The sequence below is a fragment of the Klebsiella sp. GL120222-02 genome (assembly GCF_003097195.1).
GTDB classification, from domain to species: Bacteria; Pseudomonadota; Gammaproteobacteria; order Enterobacterales; family Enterobacteriaceae; genus Klebsiella; species Klebsiella variicola.
This window is the reverse complement of sequence record NZ_QEQO01000002.1, coordinates 660,770-681,376: the sequence shown is the minus strand read 5'-3', so window position 1 is coordinate 681,376 and position 20,607 is coordinate 660,770. Positions and strand designations below refer to the sequence as shown.

The following is a 20,607-nucleotide window of genomic DNA, read 5'->3' as shown; positions in this document are numbered from 1 at the left end:
CCAATTACTAACACTCTGCACGCTGACAGAAGAGGTGACCTGCCCCCCGTTGATTCAAACAGAATGCTGTTAGCAATGTCCGCAGATCGCTCTAAGCGGACTGTAGTAACAGCATAACCACTACCGTTAATGGCCGAATCATCTAACTTTGAGCAGGTCACAGAACCTCGTAGTATAGCGAGGCGAAAGCATTTCCCGCTTCATCTGCCAAGCAGTCTGGATCCCCTGCCCTGCAAAATACAGCGTTCCCCTTCCGCCTTTTGCATTGAGATGATCGAGAACTTCCATCAGTTTCTCACTCCCCCTCCGGGGAGCGTTATCATCGAACAGGTTTAGCTGGGCCACTCCCTGACTGTAGAAATCGCCAAGCATCACACCTGCTTTCTGATATCTATGCCCATCTTTCCAGATGGCATCAAGACATTTTGTCGCCGCGGTGATGATGTCCCGGCTATCCTGGGTCGGTGTAAGCAGCTTTAATGATGAGCTGTTCCCGTAATACGGCTCGTTCAGCGCGAAAGGACTCGTTTTGACGAATGCAGAGATAAAGCGGCAGTACTGATGCTCGCCACGGAGTTTCTCCGCGGCACGGGATGCGTATAAGCATATCGCCTGGCGCATCTCTTCGTAGGTGGAAATCCGCTGCCCAAAGCTGCGACTACAGACAATCTCCTGCTTTACCGGCGCGAACTCCTCCAGACCGAGACAGGGTTCCCCGCGTAGCTCCCACACGGTTCGCTCCAAAACCACATTAAAATGCTTCCGGATAAACCTGATATCTGTATCCGCAAGTTGAAGCACCGTTTTAATGCCCATTGCCTCCAGTTTTTTACTGATGCGGCGCCCGACTCCCCAGACCTCATCCACTGGAAGCAAAGCCATCACCTTCCTCTGTCTTTCCAGATTAGACAGATCCACCACTCCTCCGGTCTGTCGCTGCCACTGTTTCGCCGCGTGATTGGCCAGCTTTGCCAGGGTTTTAGTCTGGGCTATGCCGACACCGACCGTGAGGTGCGTCCTGCGCAGAACCGTCTCGCGAATTTCCCTGCCAAAATCGGTAAGATCGCGACAGTTACGAACACCAGTCAGATCGCAAAAAGCCTCATCAATACTGTAAATTTCGCAGTGTGGGGAGAGTTCCTCCAGCGTTGTCATCACTCGGTTTGACATATCGGCATAAAGCTCATAGTTGCTGCTAAACGCGATAATACCGTGCCGGCGAAACATGTCCTTTTGCTTGAAATAAGGCTCCCCCATTTTGACGAAGGGCTTCGCTTCTTGCGAACGGGCGATCACACAGCCGTCGTTGTTTGACAGAACGACCACCGGCCGCCCCTTCAGGTCAGGACGGAAAACAGTTTCGCAGGATGCGTAAAATGAGTTCACATCGCAAAGTGCAAACATCTTAGCCAGCTGATTTAATGATGTACGTAACCACCCCGAACACGTCGAGAGTATCCTCGCTACCGACGACTATCGGCGAATATGCAGGGTTCATTGGGTTAAGCTGAACTCTTGGATGCAGCTGCAGCTTCTTAACGGTGAATTCCCCATCCACAGCAGCAATAACGATATCGCCATGAACTGCTGTTCTTGAGCTATCCACTACCAGAAGATCACCCTCCCCTATGCCGGCGTCTTTCATGCTGTCGCCCGCGGCTTTGACAAAATACGTCGCACTGGGGTGGTTAACGAGCAACTCGTTCAGATCGATACGTTGCTCAACGTAATCCTGTGCAGGACTAGGAAAACCACATTGCACAAGGTCGCTGTACAACGGGAGCAGCATGATCTGACGTAACTCAACGGGCGTGTAGAACTGCATAATAGACTCGCTCACATTTATACTGTTTTTATATACAGTAGTTTTAACAGGGCGACATATCAATATAGGTTCTGGCTATCAATTTACGCCATTGACGTAACATATTGATGTAATAAGTAAGGTAAGTCTTAAAGTGTTTTCAGGCCTTAGCTGTTTGATGGTTTTGCGAACAATGGGAGGTTAAAATTTTTCAGCTATGGCAATGCCTTCATAGCAAATTGCTCACCTGCGATCTCTTGCATACGGTTCGCAGGTGAGCAAACTTAACCGGCTGGAAAATATTTATAAATCGTCTTCACCCCCACCCCTATCACATCGGCTACCTGCTGCCGGGTTGCGCCCGTACCCAACATCCTGCGGCATCGCTCCACAACCTCAGTGGTCATTACCCGGCGGCGTCCGCCTACTCTCCCCTGCTCCCTCGCTGCGGCTAAACCGGCGCGGGTACGCTCGACGATCAGCTCGCGCTCCATTTCCGCCAGGTCGCTCATGACGTGGAAGAAAAAACGGCCTGCTGGCGTACTGGTATCGATGCTGTCGGTCAGACTGCGGAAATTTACCCCGCGAGCCTGCAGCTCTGACACGAGCGTAATCAGATCGCGCACGCTGCGGCCCAGCCGGTCCAGTTTCCACACCACCAGCACATCGCCGGGCTTAAGCCTGCGTAAGGCGCGCCTCAATCCCGGCCGTCTGGCATTTTTTCCGCTCGCGGTATCTTCAAATATCTGTACACATTCTGCGCGAAACAGTGCTGTTTTCTGCAAATCGAGGTTTTGATCCCCTGTTGAGACCCTGGCATAACTAATCCGCATGATGTAACCCTTTGAAATAGCTGATTGTAAAAAGCCCCTCTCTTTCGCTCAAACCCTCGTTTGGGCGAAGTCTCTTTTTGGAGCAAAAAACATGGCCTTAACCCGGAGCTGGGGAGCACGTCTCCCGCTGTGCTGCTCGGTAATGCCGAATAGCACCTCACAGGCTAGTCGTGGTGACCAAGTGTCAGCCAAAACACTTACTTCAACGTTCAAGAAAGCACGGGATAAAAGCGGTCTTACATGGGAAGAGGGAACAGCACCGACTTTCCATGAACAGAGATCTCTTTCCGAGCGCTTGTATCGTGAGCAAGGGATAGACACCCAGAAACTATTGGGCCACAAAACAATGAAAATGACTGACAGATACAATGATGATCGCGGTAAAGAGTGGATCGTTGTTGGTAAAAAAGCAGTATGATCTTCAATCAGTTTTGGGGAAGCCTCCGCACACTCCAAAAAAAACGGGAGCCCATCGGCTCCCGCTTTTGCTTAATCCACCAAGGGGATTACATGTTCGCGATAATCGCGTCGCCAAACTCGCTACATTTCAGCAGTTTAGCGCCTTCCATCAGACGTTCGAAGTCATAGGTTACGGTCTTGGCGGCGATAGCGCCTTCCATGCCTTTAACGATCAGGTCTGCGGCTTCGAACCACTGCATGTGACGCAGCAGTAGTTAACTAATAACATTATTATTTATTGATTTAAAAAGAAAAATAGGTATTTTTGATACGTGGTTAATGTTTTTAGTCTAAGCCCTAACCTATTGAAATTCATTAGTATATTTTCAGTTTTGATAACCGGCTTTGAGTCTTTCTGCTCATCTGGATAGTGAATTATTAGCCAATAATACTCACTCCCTGTGAGTCGGGTTAAATATTTCCGGTGTTATAAGTCATGATTTGAAAAGAAAATAAAAAAGCCTCGGAATCCGAGGCTTGCATTGGAACCAGCAGCGCCATTATATTATTTAATTACTACCTACCATGTAATGATTGCTCTTTTCCAAACCATCTTCCCTTTTTTTTCTTCTTTTATATGTAGAATCCTTTTCATAATAAAATATAAAATAAGAGAAAACGCTATGATAGCAATATATGTCCCGATGCCGAAAGACACCAGAAACACAACCAAGATCCCAAAGAGCGCTACCAGTAAAGATGTGCAGATAGATATCAAATTAATTGTCTTGCGTGCGTCTCTTGATACATAACCTTTAATCTTAAATGCATGGCAACTGTGGCAGTGGTCCTCATTAATTAAAATTGCACCACAAAATGGACATTTATCATCTTTTGTTGTCATTTATTTTAAATCTCGACATAATAGTAATCACTCATCCACAACCTTCCCTGGCAAGCGCAATCAACAACAGAATGTACTTTATTTTTTTGTTCTATTGTCTCAACTCCCTCAACAATCACGAAATTGCAGTATGATTTTATTTTATTTATTATTTTAAAGAATTCGCTCTCACTCTGTATTTCCCAGAAGTAATCTTTATCAATTTTTATACATTCAAAATCAAACATATCTATAACTGTTAAGCTTGTTAAGCCACTCCCAAAATCATCCAGCCATACTGGACACAATTTTGAAAGACACTTTAAGTCAACCATACAGCATTTAGTATTGAATTCATGAAAATGCTCGTTAATCTCAAAAGCAATGTTTTTTTGGTTTTTTAAGTAATCACCAATATATTTATCGTTCAAAATACAATCGCTAATAAGACTGTCAACATTCAACGAAACTGGCTTGAACTTCAATTCTGATGCATCAAGCTTTTCAATTGTCAATATCTGTTTCTTAAACACATCGATTTTTTCTTTATCGCTTAATGAAGTGAAACAAAAACCACTTTCATTAGCAAGGTAATCATTGCAGTCCTTTTTTTTAACATTTTTCGTGAGAATTTCCCAAGAATGAATAGAACCATCTTTTTTAAAAGATGGTTCTAAAACAAATCTACAGGAATCTATTTCCATACTGTTCTTTATCATTAAAAAACACCGGAACTAGGAATAATCCTAATCGTGTCATATTTAGAAATCAAAGGAAAATAGTTTAAAATGATCGATAACGATCGAACAATAGGCGAAAGCTATCACATTTCTTAAATTGATCGATTATTCAAATCAAATGACTTAAATGGGAAAAAAAAGAAACATGATTTCAATATAAATTTGAATAAAATCATATTGTTATGGAACGACAATACTTTAGTGGCATGTATCAAACGTTAGTTGAGAGGGGTCTGTGGTTCCGAGGAAATGTATCCGTATTGGCAATGCCGATAATAAACTATCTTAAAAATTTATATGTATAAAATCATGAGAAAAGAAATCATTTCATCTTCAATTATTCGGCATGCAATATCCATTCTTCCCGTTACGTTTAACTTCATATAGCATTTCATCAGCCTCTTTGATCCACTCGATGATTGATTCTTTATTTTCTGCACAAGAAATACCGATACTGACAGTACAGTAAATATCGTTGTGAGAAGGTAATGAAAGATCTTTAATTTTTTTCTGAATTATATGAACCATAGCTATAACAAGCTTGCTATTACTATTATTAACAATAATAGCCAACTCATCGCCACCAAATCTTGCTGGTACGTCCTTCTCGCCAGCACACTCTCGTAATATTGTTGATATACGAGATAACACCGCATCACCTACTTCATGGCCATAGGTATCATTAATTTTTTTAAAATTATCAACATCAATGAGCATAAGATAAGAATGAATTCTCTTTTTACGCGTTGCACGAAAAGCACTTTCCATTTTTTGCTCAAAAAAACGGCGATTTGGTAGATCTAAGCCAGGATCCATCAGAGCCTGTTTTTCCAGTAACTCCCTTCTTTTCCTCAACTTTATAGATAAGTGCCTTGAAACAATACTCAGTACTATGGGATAACAGGTCGCCAAGGGTAAAGAAAGCAATACTGTTCGGGTACTGAATTCTATAGTATATCTGAAATCATTTGCTAACCAAACTGTCAGGAAACTAATCATCATCCATATTAATGCTGGTTTTAAAATTTTCCATCCACCAGCAGCATAGCGATCAGCTATTTGAACTGAGATTATGAATAATGATGGAATTGGACTAACTTGCATTACAGCTATCCAGATCCCAGCCCAGAATGAATCAAGTATCATATTCTTTTTTTCAGTACTCAGCATATCCTTCGACACCATGCTTGCAAGATAAGCAACCGATGGCCAGATTAGTGCATTCAGAATTAACAAGGCTATTGTTATTTTTTGATGTGACTGTTCCTGGAGGACTGAATATATAGGAAGAAAGCAAAGAACGACACCAATCTGACGTAAAAAATATACTCGCTTAATGAACGATGAATTTCTATCAGATATGTATTTTTCATCCGGGAAATTTGTTAACATAGAAAGCCTATTACAAATCACTAAGAGCCGCCATCACTTTAACCCACTAAATAACAAGATAAAACCGCACTGCATTACAAAGTTATAACACGGATGTGAAAATTACAAGATTGCACTTCAATTAATGATAAACGTATCAATAATAACATTTGGCATCCATTTTTTTGAATCTATCCTCACGATTTATATCTGCTGCATATTAATTCTTTAGGATCATATTCTTAAAAATTAATTTCTATTGGAATTTAGCACTACCAAATTATTAATTTTGGTAGGTCATTAAAAAATAACACAACATCTGACCAGTAAAACTTTACTTGAACTTACTTATCGTTTACTGCAAATTATTCTGTGATGTACACAGCAATTAATGTCGTTTCAGTTGCCCCCGGCAAGTGCCTCCGGGGGATTTTTTATGTTCCTCAACTTTCTAGTGCGTCAACTCGCCTAATCAAATCCTGCACAACTATTACCAAATCGGCGATGATCGCCGTGTAATCTACATTCATCACCCTGAGTTTTTCGCCATCAATCTCCTGCTCGATGCCGAGAAAAGTATACAGTTCGTCAGCTTTTTCAGCCTGCTGAGCGATAAAACCGCGCCTCCGGCGCGTTTCGCCTTTCATATTGAACTCGCATACCCCGAGCGCATTAATGCGCCTGGAAGCCCCTTCCCGTGGTGCCGTGAATGCATCTTTCAGCCGTACATCTGAGCCAGTGGTCAGAACGTCACCCTTACCGGTGGAGATCGTGCCGCCAGCGCGAAAGATCCATGCGTCCGTCCGCCCGAAGCCATCAGCGTAAAGCACAAGCCGGTGCTCAATCCCGACCTGCTCTTCCATGTACATCTGCACGTAAGCGCCGTCCACGTCACCATAGGCCCCGCGCCCGGCCATCAATGAGCGTACCGGACTGGAGGTCAGTTGCGTTCCGATGGCTGGGTTGGCTGGCATGGTCGATGATGCTGTGATCCTCCCGTCCGTTACCCAAAAACTTTGTACCTGCGCGTTCAGGCGGTTCTGCCTGTCGTGGATAAGGCGAGCGGTATAATCCGCACTGCTGCCGTTGTAGTGGAAGTCAATGTAAGGCGTGCTCATTGACAGCTCGATCGCCTGCGTCAGAACCTTCCCCTTTGACGTGTTATCGATGTTGCCGCCAGCTGATAACCCACCGGGCAAAGTCGTCTGGTTATCGGTCCCAATAACGAGGATGTCATCAAAGGTATCTGACGGTGACACAGTGGTCGCTCTTGAACGCTGAACTCTGAACGGTGTTCCCGAGCCAACGGCAATTGTCCCGCCTTGCCCCTGTTTTTTGAGCAGAGCCAGATCTGAGTTCTTACCGAGAATAAAACCGGCATTATCGCTGGTTATAACCTGCGAGCCGTCGAGTTTGTTTCCTCCGGTGAGTTTTGCCAGCGCGTTAAGATCCGATGCCTTCGCCATCCCGGCTATTGCCGGCACGGTCACCTGGTTTCCGGTGATCGGGTCAGTCAGGGTGATATTGCCGCTGCCGGTCAGGGCCATCGACCAGCCCTCCACCACACTACGCCAGAATGCAAATGCGCTGGCCAGCTGGTTAGCAAACGACGAGGTGCTGGCGGTTTCAGCGGTAATAATGCCGTAACTGGCACCGGAAAATGCGGTGGTGATATTCCGGGTCAGCGTCAGTTGCGTGTCGCTGTCCACAGATTTGATCGCATACAGGTCAGCACTACCGCTGCGGTAGACCACCAGAATCGACCCGGGCAGTATCCCCAGCGCCTCCTGTGACCATTTTGTTGTCGCACCTGTCACCCGTGCCTGCGACGCTGCACCCGTGACGGTGCCGACTTCATACATCGCCATAATAAAGTTCCTCCTGGATGGTTTTCCCTGGAAAAAGAAAAGGCCCCTTACGGGGCCTCTGTTAGCTAAATGAACTGCTGTCCGTCCGAAATGCGGTTGCGGTGATGTTCTCGACTGTGCAGGTGTAATCAATCGCGGCAGTACGACCTGACGCTCTGATAAAGAAGCCGACATTGTTGTAGTCAGCATCCAGGCGCGCGGCAAACCGCAATTCAAAGGCCGTGGTGCCGCCTGTGATATTACCGGCATCGACGAAGATACGGCGGGTTACCTCCTGCCCACCAATGTTGAACGTAATATCAGAGGTATACCCCAGGCCACTGCCCGTCCCATAGGTCTGGCACACCAGGGTGCAGGCCAGAACCACTGTCATGCTATACCCCCTGTTCTGATACGCACCGTTCCGCTGTACCGTCTGGTTGCGGCGGAAAGTCAGGCTGTCGTAACTTTTGGCCACCGCAATGTCACCAATGAACGAATCCGCCTGGACAGTGCCACGGAACACGCCGCTATTCGCTTCAACCCTGCCACGGACGATCACGTTATTGAACTGCGAAGAGCCATCCTTGGCGATACGCCAGCCTTGCGAGCCATCAACAAAGTTATTCGAGCGGATCTCGTTACCGATCTTCGCGTTCGTAATGGAACCGTCCGCGATTTTGGCAGAGGTCAGGGAACTGTTTTTGATACGTGCCGTATCGATATACAGCTCATTGCCTTCGGCAACCATCACCGGAACAGCCGTCGCATTATTACGGTTAAACAGCGAGAAGCGGTCAGCGTAGAGGATCATGTCGCTCGTTTCACCATTGCTGCCCAGCGTAATCCCCGCGCCAACATTCTTCCCGTTAACCGTCTCAACCTTCATCGACCACAGCGAACTCACCGTACCATTCACATCCGCCACGGTTTTGGCGGTGTTCTGAACGGAAGCGCTGAGATCCCCGACACTGGATGTCAGGGTCGTCTGCTGCGTTGCCAGCGCCTCCAGTGCCGTTGCATGCGTCTGCTGGGTACTGGTGATACTGGCCACCGATTTAATCGTGTTGTCCAGCGTCGTCTGGTTTTTGATGTTGGCGGCCGCCTGCGCGTCAATCTGCGACTGAAGCGAGGTATTCAGGCTGGCCTGTGTGCTCTGGCTGTCGCTCAGCGTCTTCGCCATGTTATCGACGCGGGAGTTGGCATTATCCACTTTCGTGGCCAGTGCTGTCTGCTGCTGCGCCTGGGCAGTGATTTTCCCTTCGGCATCCGTTACGCGCGCCGTCAGGCCGCTCACGGCGCTCGCCGTCGCGTCAGAGGCATCCTGTGCCGCTTTCGCATCGGTAACATCCGTGATGACCAGATCGTCGATATACAGTGAATAGCCAGGGGTACCGTTGCCGGTGGCGCCACGAGTGGAGATCCAGACCACCGCGCGTGTTCTGCCTGCCCCGTTGTTACTGGCGATACCCGTGAATTTCACCCACTTATCGCGCGCGCCCAGAGAGGCTTCGCTGACAGTGACCGCCGCCTGCCACGCATTTTGCCCGGCAGCATTCTGCGACTGGATACCGACCAGCGTTGTCCACCCGGAGGAGAGCGCCTGATCCGCCGGCATCATGGCCCAGAACTCAAACCGGAACTTCGCGTCCTCACGGACTGATTGCCAGGTGCCAAGCTGTTTATCACTGTTGCCGCTGTTGTTCTCATCCCGTCTCAACTTCAGGCTCTTACCGCCGGTGAATTTCTGAGACGCCACCACAACGGCTGTGCCGTTCCCGCCCAGCACCTGGCCATCGCTGTAGCTTTCAAACGTACCGTCAACCCACGGATTAGCTCCCTGAGTGCGGATGGTATTGATGGTGCTGGTCAGCGACGTGATGCTCTGCGACTGGCTGGTGATGGTGTTTTCCACCTGGCTTACGCGACCGGTCAGTGAACTCACCGCGGACGTGTCAGCCTTTTTACCCAGCTCAGTATTCATCGTGGTCAGGCTGTTCTGCAGACTGGTGAGCTGCTGCGACTGCGAATCCAGTTTACCCTCGGCAGACGTCATCCGGGTGGTCAACCCGGTGACAGCGCTTTGCTCGGCCTTCTTACTGACCGCCGCATTCGTGACGGCCAGATCGCCGCTGAGTTTCGTCAGCTGCTGCGCCTGGGTGGTGATAGCCCCTTCAGCAGCGGTGACGCGGGTATTCATCTGAGAAATGGCCCCGGCATTAGCTGCGATATCCTTTTCATCCGTAACATCGAGGACATGGAAATCATCGAAATACATTGCCCCCGCGCTGAGGAAGGTCGTCAGCTGGAAACTGGCCGTCGTGGTCTTCGTGGCTTTCCAGTCAAACGTTACCAGTTGCCAGCCAGAACTAAACGGTCCGTAGTTTGAGCCGACCAGCAGGCCAGTGCTGTCGGCCACACGAAACTTCGTGTTACCCGCATCTTTAATCGTGGTTCCCGGGTCCTGCTTCGCCCATACCCCCATGCGGTAGGTACGGCCCTGCGTGATACTGATTTCCTGTCCGACCAGGTTCGACTGGCCGGCGGACATTTTCAGCGCCTTGTTACCCGAGTGCGGAACCTGTAAATCGGCCACCGTCGCGGTACTGCTCCAGCCGGTAAAGCCCGCCGCGCCGCGCTCAAAACTGCCGTTGACAATGAGGTTGCCCGGCATTTTCCCGCTGGCGTCAATATCCGCTGCCGTCTGGCTCAGGCTGTTACTCAGTTGCGTCAGAGAATCCCCCTGCGCACTGAGTGTTTTGCCCTGCTCAGTGACCTGGTTCTGCAGGGTGTTCATCGCGCTTGCGTCCGCTTTTTTGTTCACATTCGCATTCGTCGTGGCCAGATCGCTGCTGAGTTTTGTCAGCGCGCTGTTGGCTGCCGCGATGTCATTCCCCTGCTGCGTCACCGTGCCCTGCAGCTGTGTCACCGCTGTCGTGTCAGCCTTTTTACTCACCGTATCGTTTGTCGACCGGAGGCTGTTCTCCAGCGAGGTGGTCCGCGTGCCGATGCTGCTGAGCGTATCGCCCTGCTGGCTAACCGTGGTGGTCAGTGAATCCACCGCTTTTGCGGTCGCATCTGCGGTTTTCTGCGCACTGTTCGCCGCCGTCACGTTACGCATATGCCAGTCGGCAGCGTACCAGACAGTGCCGAACGGGCTGCTCTGATTAACCTGCAGGAACGGTCGCAGGAAGTTCGTGTCTGCCGGCACAGTAAAGCGCCAGGTGGCTCGTTTCCACGCGGTGGTGGTCTTGGTGTTTCCCCCGGACGCTCTCGCCCCAATACCACCAGTAGCAGTGGTGGCACGACCGATGTAGAAATTAAAGTCAGCGCTGCCGGTACCACACGCTACCAGAGCAGACATTTCGTAAACGTCGCCCGGCGTCACGGCGATGTTGTTGATTTTTGGCACATGGTCTCGCCCGGCCAGCCGGACGGCATACCTGAACGGGCAGTCAGCCGGCACACCTGCAGCAGTGGTCTCCACCACGTCATAACCCATGCGGTCATACGCCGGGTCAAATGACGGGTTTGGGATGTAATCATCCCCGGCAGCATTCCCGGCGTTCACCGCCGCCGTCAGGCTGACGATGTTGCTGTTGGCTGCCGTGAGGCCTGCCTCGGTTTTCTCCACCCGACCAGTCAGCGCGTTAAGCGCTGTCTGATCCGCTTTGGTGTTGACCTTATCGGTGGTGCTGCTCAAATCGCCCTGCAGCTTCGTGATAGCCTGCCCCTGGGAGGTGATTTTGCCTTCCGCACTGGTGACCCGGCTGGTGAGATCACTCACCGACTGCGCGCTGGCCTTTTGTGCCACGTTGTTGTTGGTGGTGTTCAGGCTGTTCTGCAGATTCGTGATGCTCTGAGACTGCGCGGTCAGTTGACCCTCGGCATTCGTCATCCGACTGGTGAGGCTGTTAATGGCCGATGTGTTCACGGTAATACCGCTGGCCGCATCATCCGGACTCGGTGACCAGTCAGTCATCACGGTCCCGGTTTCCAGCTGAGGGCGACAGAGCCAGACTTCTTTGTCGGCAGACGTCGCGCTTTCCAGACGCGCGGCAATCAGCCGTTTGGTGCCACTGGTGGCAGGAATAACCCATTTCACCCAGTAACGCGCCCATGAGGTGGTCAGTTTCGTGACCGCCTTGCCGTCACCGGCCCCGCCTTTAACCCCCTGGCTGGTTTCCGTGGTGGTGGTGTTCGACGGGTTATAAAAATAACTCGCCATTTCCTGTCCGTTATAGGCACCTTTCGCATAGAAGCTGAATACAAATTCAGTACGCCCGGTAACATCCAGCGTCTGTTCATCCAGCTGGATATAACCGGATGCACCTTTCGCCAGCCGGGTGTAGGCCACGCGGTCGCCCAGATACGTCTCTGTGGCGTGGCGGCTGCTCCATCCCTCCAGTGTGTCCGCATTGCGGATAAGGTTGGTCCCGCCAACGGCCAGGGAGGAAAAGTTGTTTTCCAGGTTCGTCAGCGCGCTGCTTTGCGCGGTCAGATCCCTGCCATGCTGTTCAACGGTGTTCTGCAGGCTCTGCAGCGCCGTTGCATCAGCCTTCTTCGCCACATTACTGTTGGTCGTGTTCAGGCTGTTCTGCAGGCTGGTCAGGCTGTCTCCCTGCGATTTCAGACCGCCTTCGGTAGCCGTCACGCGGGTCGTCAGATTCGTCAGCGCGCTGGCATCGGCCTTGCCGCTGATATCCTTACCCAGTTGCGTCACATCCGACTGCAGTTTCGTGATCGCGCTGCCCTGAGACGTAATATTCTTCCCGTTCTGCGTGACTGACGCGGACAGACTTGAAAGCGCCTGCGCATTCGCATCGGCGGCATCGAGCGCCGCTTTCGCATCGGTCACGTCAGTGATGATCAGATCATCAATCAGGAAGGCATCACCCAGGCGAACTTTTGGTGTATTCGGGATGGAGATCCTCACCATTGCCTGTTTCAGCGCGGTTCGGTTGTTGGTCAGATAGCCACTGACTTTTGTCCAGTTGTCCACCGACAACTCGGAGACTTTCACGTTCAGGCCAGGCCACGACCAGCCATTGGCAGAATCCTGGAAGGAAAATCCGAGCACCATATAAACGGTCGGATCGGCGGTCGAGCCAGCCGGCAACTTAACCCACGCCTCCACGTAATAGACCGCGTTATCGCGAACCTGCATGCCTGAAAAGATATGGGTATCGTTATTATCCGTCGCGTTCGGGTTGTACTCCGTACTGCGCGTAACACGCAGGCTTTTGGTCCCGCTGTGCGCAGCTTCACTGGTGATAACGGCGCGGGCATTACTGAGAACATCTCCGACGGCATAGGATTCAAAGCTGCCGTCCGGCAGTACGTTGGCTCCCCGTGTCGCCTGCTGCTTCAGCGATGTATTCAGGCTGGTCAGGCTGTCGGCCTGGCTACGGATATCCTTTTCAGTCTGGGTAACCCGGTTGGTCAGTGAACTGACCGCCGACGCATCAGCCTTCTTCGCCACATCGCCTTTGACCCCTTCCAGCGCGTTATTCAGCGCCGTGATGGATTGCCCCTGTGATGTCAGGGTGTTCCCCTGGTTCGTCACCGTCCCGGTCAGAGACGAAACAGCATCGCTGGTCGCCTTGATGTTGGTTTCATCGGTGATATCAAACACCCGGACGGAATCGAGCCAGATTTCACCGTTTGTCGGATGAGAATAAAGTTTGAAGTTCTGCCCGTCCGCGCCGGCAGCCGTCAATCCGGTTTCCCAGGTGATGGTTTGCCAGTCAGAGGTCAGCGTGACCGTTTTATCCTCATACGTACTGTCCGTCTGGCCGATTTTGTTCTGGCGACGGATCAGCAGACTCATCGCACCGGAAACACCTTTGGCCTTCACCACCACCCGATACTTGCGCTGGCCATACAGCGGCACCGGCTTGTTGTTGTTGGAGAAAATGCCTGGGCTGGTAGTGGTCGTCCGGTTCAGCCGGACCCCCGCTTTCCCGTCCCCGAAATCGCCAAAGGTCACACCGGCTGGATACTGAATATCCCAGGCCGTGCTGCCCTGCAGGAAATCGTAGTTCGGGATCAGGTTGTCGCCGGCGTTGCGGGTCGCCGTCAGCACATTCGCCAGATTTGTCAGCTGCTGGCTCTGTGTGGTCAGTTTCCCTTCCGCCTCTGTCACCCGGTTATCGACCGAAGTCAGTGCCGTGGCATCGGCCTTCTTCGAGACATTGCTGTTGGTCGTATTCAGGCTGTTCTGCAGGTTCGTCAGCTGCTGGCTTTGTGAGGTGATGGCCCCTTCCGCAGTGCTGACCCGGCTCGTCAGTCCGGTCACGGCGCCGGCGGTGGCATCGATGTCCACCCGGTCGGTAACGTCAGTGACGTAAAAATCATCGAAGTAGCGGCTGCCGCTAATCAGATAGTTACTCAGCGTCACCGGCAGGCTGGCTGTCTCCGTCGCTTTCCAGCGACCGGAAATCAGGGTCCAGTTCGTCCCCACCGTACCGCTGTTGTATGGACGCTCAAAAACCGGCTGGCCGGCAGAGTTGCCGATCCGCAGCTTGTTGTTCCCCGCGCCATTATCCGTCGTCGCTCCGGGTTCCTTGACCCACACCCCGATTTCATAGGTTCGCCCCTGAACAAACGGGATGTATTGCCCCGGAGTCACATTCCCCGGATCAACCTTCAGCGCCCGCGTCCCGCTGTGAGGAACGGAAACCTCCACCACACTGGTCGCGGTTGACCGCCCGGTGTAGCCATCCAGCCCACGTTCAAACGAGGGATTAACGACCAGGTTACCCGGTATCTGACCGCTGGCATCGATATCTGCCGCAACCTGCGAGAGACTGTTCGACAGGTTCGTCAGCGAATTGCTCTGGCTCTCCAGCGTTTTACCCTGCTGCGTCACTTTCGTGTCGAGCGTGGCCAGCGCAGTCGCATCGGCTTTCTGCGCCAGCGCTTTATCGGTATTCGCCAGATTTCCGGTCAGTTTCGTGATGGCGCTGTTCGCAGCAGTCAGATCGTTGCCCAGCTGTGTGACGGTATTGGTCAAATCCTGCACCGCTGTCGCATCAGCCTTTTTGGCCACTGCGGCATTGGTGGTTGCCAGCCCGTTTTCCAGCTGGGTTGTCCGGTTGCCGGTCGAGGTCAGCAGATTACCCTGTTGCGTCACGGTGGTGGTCAGGGAGTCAACCGCCGCCGCCGTGGCATCCGCAGTATCCTGAACCTTTTGCGCCGCTGTCACATTTCGCATATGCCAGTCCGTAACGAACCATACGGTGCCATACGGGCTGTTCTGCGAGATCTGCAGGAACGGGCGGATATAACCCCTGTCCACCATCGCCTGCGTGACCTTGAAGCGCCAGGTGGTTCTCTGCCAGGTCGCGGAGGGGGATTTCCCGCCCCCCGCCATGAGTGGCGCACCGGTGCTCGTATCTGGCCGAACGGCGGTGCCAACATACAGATTAAAATTCGCCGTGCCGGCGCCGCAGGCAACCAGTGCGCTGATCTCAATCACATCGTTAAGCGTGGCCGGGAACGCGGCAAAGTTAGGATGGTGATCCCGGCTGGCAATTCGGGCCGCATAACCATACGGGCAGCCCGGCGGGACCTCCTCAGCCGTCGTGGCTACCACGCTGAACCCCATCTGGTCATACGCCGGGTCAAACGTCGGGTTGGGAATTAAATCCCCGCCTGATGCGTTTCCGGCCCGTACAGCGGATTTCAGCGAGGTAATGTTGGCGTTAGCAGCCGTCAGCCCGGATTCCGTCTTCTCCACTCGTCCGGTTAGCGAGTTCATCGCCGTCTGATCCGCTTTGCTGGCCACGTTCGCGTCTGTCTGCGTCAGCGCATTCCGGAGTTGGGTGATGTTCTGCGAATTGCTGACCACATCGTTGCCAATCTGGCTGACATTCGAGCTGAGCACGCCGGCTGCGTTTGCCAGCGCGGAAACCCCGAGACCGGAGTACATCTCAGCAACCTTGTCTGACAGCTTCAGACCCAGGTTGATATACGCCTGGCCGGTCCACTGATTCACCAGAAACTCAACGGTGTTCCAGCCGGCTTTCAGTTCAAAACTGACGGTATTCCAGCTGGCGTTACCCCAGGCGACCTGAACCCCATTCACAAATATGGCGCCGGTATCATCAAAAACCCTGGCGCCGGGCGCCAGTGTGATGGTGGTATCTGCGGCCACTTTCACCTGGCAGGAATACAACGCGATCAGATAGCTGCCGGCGGACGTAAAGTCCAGTTTGGCCGCGTCGGCCACCTCATCCACGACCGTTGGCGCCACGGCGCGAACATCGCTGAATGACGGGACTGTCCCGGCGTTAGCCAGCTGCACCGGATAGAGTCGACGGGACCAGCGATTCGGCTGGCCATTGACCAGTTGATTCGACAGGCTGGTGATGCTGTCAGTATTGCTGCGAATATCCTGCCCATTTTGCTCTACCTGCAGCGTTAAGGCAGTGACCGCAGCCGCTTCGGCTTTCTTCGCCAGCGCGGCATTTGTCGTGCCCAAATCGCTCGTCAGTTTCGTGATGGACTGACCCTGGCTGGTTATCCTGTCACCCTGCTGGGTAACAACAGACTGCAGCCCGCTCAGCGCCTCATTCGTACCAGCCAGGCCCGTTTCCGTCTGGCCAACCCGGTTAGTGAGCGATGTTAACGCGGCGCCCTGCGATGTCAGCGTGGCGCCCTGTTGCTCAACTTTCTGCGTCAGGGACGTCAGCGCGGCTGCATCGGCTTTTTTCCCGAGGCTGGTTTCCAGGCCACCGATACGGCTCGCCTGCGCGCTCTGCTCTGTCGTCAGAGAACTCAGTTCACCAGAAACAGCAGCTTTATTGTCGTTAAACTGCGTCTGCAGGGACTCTCTGGCCTTAACTTCCGCCGAGATGGCGGTAACGCGTGCGGTTTTTTCCTGGTACAGCAGCCCGGAGGTGACTTTCTCCAGATCGCTCCCATCATAGGAGCCACGCATCTGCGCCGCCAGCGTGCTGCGTGCCTGCGCTTCGGCAGTCAGCGCGTTACTTAGCGTACTGCGCACATCCTGCAAAGCCGCCGTACTGGCGCCAGGTGCTGGCCGGCCAACGGCGATCCAGTCGAATTCGATAAAGTTGCTGGCATCCTGCTGGTTCGTCAGGTCCAGGCGAATACGATCAATGTTCCCTGTCCACGGAATATCACGCACCGTCAGGGTTGCCACCCCATCGGCATATTCCGGCTCAGCAACAATGTATCGCTTCGTGTTATTGAAGTTTTCGCCGGCAGACACCCAGCGGATCTCACCCGCCCAGACTGGTTTGCCGGTTTTACGAAAGCGCAGCATGATGAAACGGTACGCCGCACCATCGACAGCCAGCCCGCCAGGAGAGGTAATGTACGGATCGGTGGCGCTGTCCGCCGGGCGTAACCAGCCATCCTGTGACACACCCGGTACGCCGGCGCTGCCGGTCCAGCCCTCGGTCGTCTGATTGTTGAAATGCCAGATAACCTGCGAATCGAACTGGATATTAGCGCCGGCAGCGAGGCTGGACATTTCCCGCGCCAGATTTTCATCGGCGGTCTTCATCACCTGAGTCAGGCTCTCGATACTCGCCTCAATCCCCTGCGTTGCCGCCAGCAGTTCATCAGCGGCCTGTGACGCCTTCGCGTTAACATCGGCGATACGATCCGCGGTCTCCTGCTTCACCGCATTGGTCAGCGTGGTGTTGACCTGAGACAGCGACTGCTTCAGGCCATTTTCGGCAGTCATTATCTGCGCATTCAATGCGGCATCGCCGTCGGCCAGCGTTTTGCTGACCCTGGCAATCTCCAGGTCGATGGTGGCGTTGATTTCCGCAGCCGTATCGGTGACTGACTGTCTTACCTGGGTGATGCTGTCGGTCAGCGACTTGTTCACAGTTGCGATCTGCTTGTTCGCATCTGCGACGGCGGATTTTGCCTCCTGAACGCCTTTGTTTGCCTGAGCCAGACCAGAATCGAGAGCCTCATTGACCGAGGTGATCTCATCCATGATGGTTTTATTCACGGCGGAGATCTTCCCGTCAACATCAGCAGTGATGCTTTTCGCCGATGCATCAATATCCTGGCTGACCTGCTTCGCCTGGTCTTCGGCTTCCTTACGCAGAGCTTCAGCGGTCAGCTCCAGTTCCTGCTGCGTATTGCGGATACCTTCCTGCGTTTCGCTAATGGTGCGCTGCGTTTCCTCCCAGGCAGCCGTATCCTTGATCGCGTCAGTCAGGTTTTCGTAGTAGTCATCAAAGTTATCGCTGGCCATCCCCTGGACCCAGCCGGTCCACGGGCTTTCATTGCCAAGACGGTCCACAAGGCGCGCCCGATACCAGAATTCTGCGCCCATACTGAGGCCCATCTGCTGATAGCTTTTCCCCGGATAGGCCACGTCTGATAACGGCATCGGCGCACCGCCGTCCTGATTTTTGCTGTACTGTAGTTCCGTGCGCAGCGTATCCCCGGAGCCGGTCGGGAACTCCCAGCTAACCTGGACCCCATGAACCAGAGAACGGGTTGCCAGCGCCAGCGGTGCCAGCGGCTCGCCGACCTTGCCGGTCAGGGTTTTCTCTTCGGAATACGCCCAGCCGCTCGAGATCTCCGCCGCATTTATCGCGCGGACACGAACCAGATAACGACCGGCATAAATGCCGCTGACCTCAAACGAGGTGGTCGAGCTGCGCGGTACATTAATCCAGTTCCCGTCATTACGGCGCCACTGCGCCTCGTAGGCAATAGCACCGCTGACCGCTGACCAGGTAACCTGCATCGTTTCGACGCTGATCCCCTGATTCACGACCGAGCGGGATGTGATGACAATATCGTCAGGAGGTGACTGGTTGCCCGCCGGCAATACGCTAACCGGGCGCTGGTCGATAATAGCGCCGTTATCGATGCGGGGGAATTTATCCGGGTCATGTGCCACGCCGGTGATCGTGAGGGTGGCATCGCTGTTCTCTTTTACCCCTGTAACCCGGTACTGCTGCAGGAAGAGGTCATCGGATTCAATGGCCCAGACGCATTCCCGTTCTGGTGTCTCACTGTACGCCGTTGTGACCGTAATCTGCCGGCGTCCGTTAACAGCCTGAATTGTCCGGCTCTGTGAGATCCCGGATGGCAGGTTTAGCTGGAGGCGGTCGCCAGGTTTGGCATCCACATCACGATCCAGCGTAATCACCCGGCCATTCACCGCGCTGATTCGCCCGCCGTTGACCCGTCCGGCCAGCAACTCATCCGCCAGGGCAATGATATAACCGGGTTGAGGAATGCGACCGTCCAGCCCGACATCAATTTCGACCATGCGGTCCTTATTGTTGGTCAGTATGCCCCACAGCCCCTTACGGTGGGCTTCGCTCTGGCGCGTACAGCCAATCGCCGTCATTTCGAGCTGGTTAAAACTGTAGCGGGAAACCAGTTCCGGGATAAATGCCGGCTCCATTGCATCAGCATAAGCATTATCCGGATCAGACCAGGAAACCAGGGCGTTGGTGTACCGAACCTGGCTGCTGCTGCTCGAATAACGGGGTTTGCCGATAATATTGGCGCGCGTATAGGTAAAATCGACATCACGCGGCATATCAGCCTGCACAACAATCTGCTCACCGTTCCAGCAGGTCATGCCCCGGAAAATGGCGGCAAAGTCTCGCAGCACGGTGTAAGCATCGTTGCGTTCCTGGACATAGACGTTACAGGTATAGCGCGGCTCCATGCCGTCACCACCGCGCCCGTCAGGAACCAGCTGATCGCAGTACTGTGCAATCTGGTACAACGTCCATTTCGAAATATTGGCGCTGCTCAGACGATTACCGAGACCAAAACGGTCAGCTATAACAATGTCGTAATAGATCCAGGCCGGGTTATCCGTCCAGGCCCATTTAAACCCGCCGGTCCAGACGCCGGTATATTCGCGGGTTTCCGGATTGTAGTTATCCGGCACACGAATCACGCGCCCACGCGGCTCACAGGAAATTTGCGGAATGGAGCCATTAAACTGGCTGGAGTCGAACTCGATATAAAGCAGCGCGGTGTTGGGATAACGCAGCTTCGCGTCGATCACTTCGGTATAGCTCTGCAGCGTCATCACGTCGCCAACTTTGACACTGTTTGCATCCGGAGAGATTTTACGCAGGCGTAGCGTCCAGGTACTGCCGGCATGAGGCAGATCAATACGATGGCTCCGCTCATAACCGGAGGTGGTTTTACCCGTGACAGCGGTTTCCAGCACCGTCTGCCAGGCGCCGCCGTCGGTCTGCAGGTCAATCGCATACTTGACGGTATTGCCCACCACGTCGCCGTCATCTTCCTGTTTCATCAGGGACGGCCATTTCAGGCGGACACGAACGGCAGAAAGCTGGGTATTAGTAAAGGTATGGGTCCAGGCTGTCTTGCTGGAAACTTCCGTTCCTACACTGATTTCATTTTCAGTACTGGGAATACCCTGAATATAAGTCTGTGCCTGCGTGCCGGGGCGAAATTCCCAGGACACACCACTGAAGTTTTGCGAACCATCAGCATTTTCAAGCGGGGTGCCATCAAGATAAATATCTTTCCCGGTTAAACCACCTGCAAATTCACCCTCACCTAATGCGAGCAGAATTTTGGCTTTCGCAACGGACTGTAAATCATCCGGCTGTTCCGTCGGTGTACGCTGCTTTGAGCCGCCACCCTTGCGCCCTTTAATTATGTTATTTGCCATATTACGCCCATAAAAAAAGCCACCGCAAGGTGGCCTGAATTGGATGGTTTACTGAATAAA

The 20,607-nt window shown here is 52.8% G+C and carries 7 protein-coding genes and 2 pseudogenes; 1 reads left to right on the top strand and 8 read right to left on the bottom strand.

The window, feature by feature from the left end; translation table 11 throughout:
• Positions 1 to 138 precede the first annotated feature (138 nt).
• The 3 genes from N438_RS08585 to N438_RS08575 all read right to left on the bottom strand — a co-directional run bounded on the left by N438_RS08585 (position 139) and on the right by N438_RS08575 (position 2,637).
• Positions 139 to 1,404, bottom strand: a complete 1,266-nt coding sequence (locus N438_RS08585; protein WP_116696233.1) for a Y-family DNA polymerase — start codon at positions 1,402 to 1,404, stop codon at positions 139 to 141.
• 1 nt (position 1,405) lies between these two features.
• Entirely contained in the window at positions 1,406 to 1,825 is a 420-nt protein-coding gene (locus N438_RS08580; RefSeq protein ID WP_004179627.1) for a translesion error-prone DNA polymerase V autoproteolytic subunit, read from the bottom strand.
• 263 nt (positions 1,826 to 2,088) lie between these two features.
• The gene (locus N438_RS08575) at positions 2,089 to 2,637 is read right to left on the bottom strand and encodes a recombinase family protein (protein WP_116696232.1); all 549 of its coding nucleotides are present in this window, start codon (positions 2,635 to 2,637) and stop codon (positions 2,089 to 2,091) included.
• A 148-nt stretch (positions 2,638 to 2,785) separates the two neighbouring features.
• Here N438_RS08575 and N438_RS08570 point away from each other — a divergent pair.
• Positions 2,786 to 3,055, top strand: a pseudogene (locus N438_RS08570) (tyrosine-type recombinase/integrase); the annotation flags it as partial.
• 88 nt (positions 3,056 to 3,143) lie between these two features.
• Here N438_RS08570 and N438_RS08565 read toward each other — a convergent pair.
• From N438_RS08565 to N438_RS08540, 5 genes and pseudogenes are all read right to left on the bottom strand, one after another.
• Positions 3,144 to 3,311: pseudogene (locus tag N438_RS08565) on the bottom strand (isocitrate/isopropylmalate family dehydrogenase); the annotation flags it as partial.
• Positions 3,312 to 3,945: 634 nt separating this feature from the next.
• Positions 3,946 to 4,638, bottom strand: a complete 693-nt coding sequence (locus tag N438_RS08555; RefSeq protein WP_080883086.1) for an EAL domain-containing protein — start codon at positions 4,636 to 4,638, stop codon at positions 3,946 to 3,948.
• A 354-nt stretch (positions 4,639 to 4,992) separates the two neighbouring features.
• Positions 4,993 to 6,051 carry a sensor domain-containing diguanylate cyclase gene (locus N438_RS08550; RefSeq protein WP_080883085.1) on the bottom strand — a complete coding sequence of 353 codons (1,059 nt, stop codon included), beginning with the start codon at positions 6,049 to 6,051 and terminating at the stop codon, positions 4,993 to 4,995.
• Between the two features lie 422 nt (positions 6,052 to 6,473).
• Positions 6,474 to 7,898, bottom strand: coding sequence for a tail fiber domain-containing protein (locus tag N438_RS08545; protein WP_116696231.1), 1,425 nt, complete (start codon positions 7,896 to 7,898; stop codon positions 6,474 to 6,476).
• A 61-nt stretch (positions 7,899 to 7,959) separates the two neighbouring features.
• A complete protein-coding gene (locus N438_RS08540; protein ID WP_116696230.1) occupies positions 7,960 to 20,547 on the bottom strand; it encodes a DUF1983 domain-containing protein in 12,588 nt (4,195 codons plus the stop codon).
• Positions 20,548 to 20,607: the final 60 nt, after the last annotated feature.

Excerpts from the sequence above, each read along its gene's own strand:
- N438_RS08545 (WP_116696231.1), bottom strand. The coding sequence starts at position 7,898 with ATGGCGATGTATGAAGTCGGCACCGTCACGGGTGCAGCGTCGCAGGCA.
- N438_RS08585 (WP_116696233.1), bottom strand. The coding sequence starts at position 1,404 with ATGTTTGCACTTTGCGATGTGAACTCATTTTACGCATCCTGCGAAACT.
- N438_RS08550 (WP_080883085.1), bottom strand. The coding sequence starts at position 6,051 with ATGTTAACAAATTTCCCGGATGAAAAATACATATCTGATAGAAATTCA.
- N438_RS08580 (WP_004179627.1), bottom strand. The coding sequence starts at position 1,825 with ATGCAGTTCTACACGCCCGTTGAGTTACGTCAGATCATGCTGCTCCCG.
- N438_RS08575 (WP_116696232.1), bottom strand. The coding sequence starts at position 2,637 with ATGCGGATTAGTTATGCCAGGGTCTCAACAGGGGATCAAAACCTCGAT.
- N438_RS08555 (WP_080883086.1), bottom strand. The coding sequence starts at position 4,638 with ATGATAAAGAACAGTATGGAAATAGATTCCTGTAGATTTGTTTTAGAA.
- N438_RS08540 (WP_116696230.1), bottom strand. The coding sequence starts at position 20,547 with ATGGCAAATAACATAATTAAAGGGCGCAAGGGTGGCGGCTCAAAGCAG.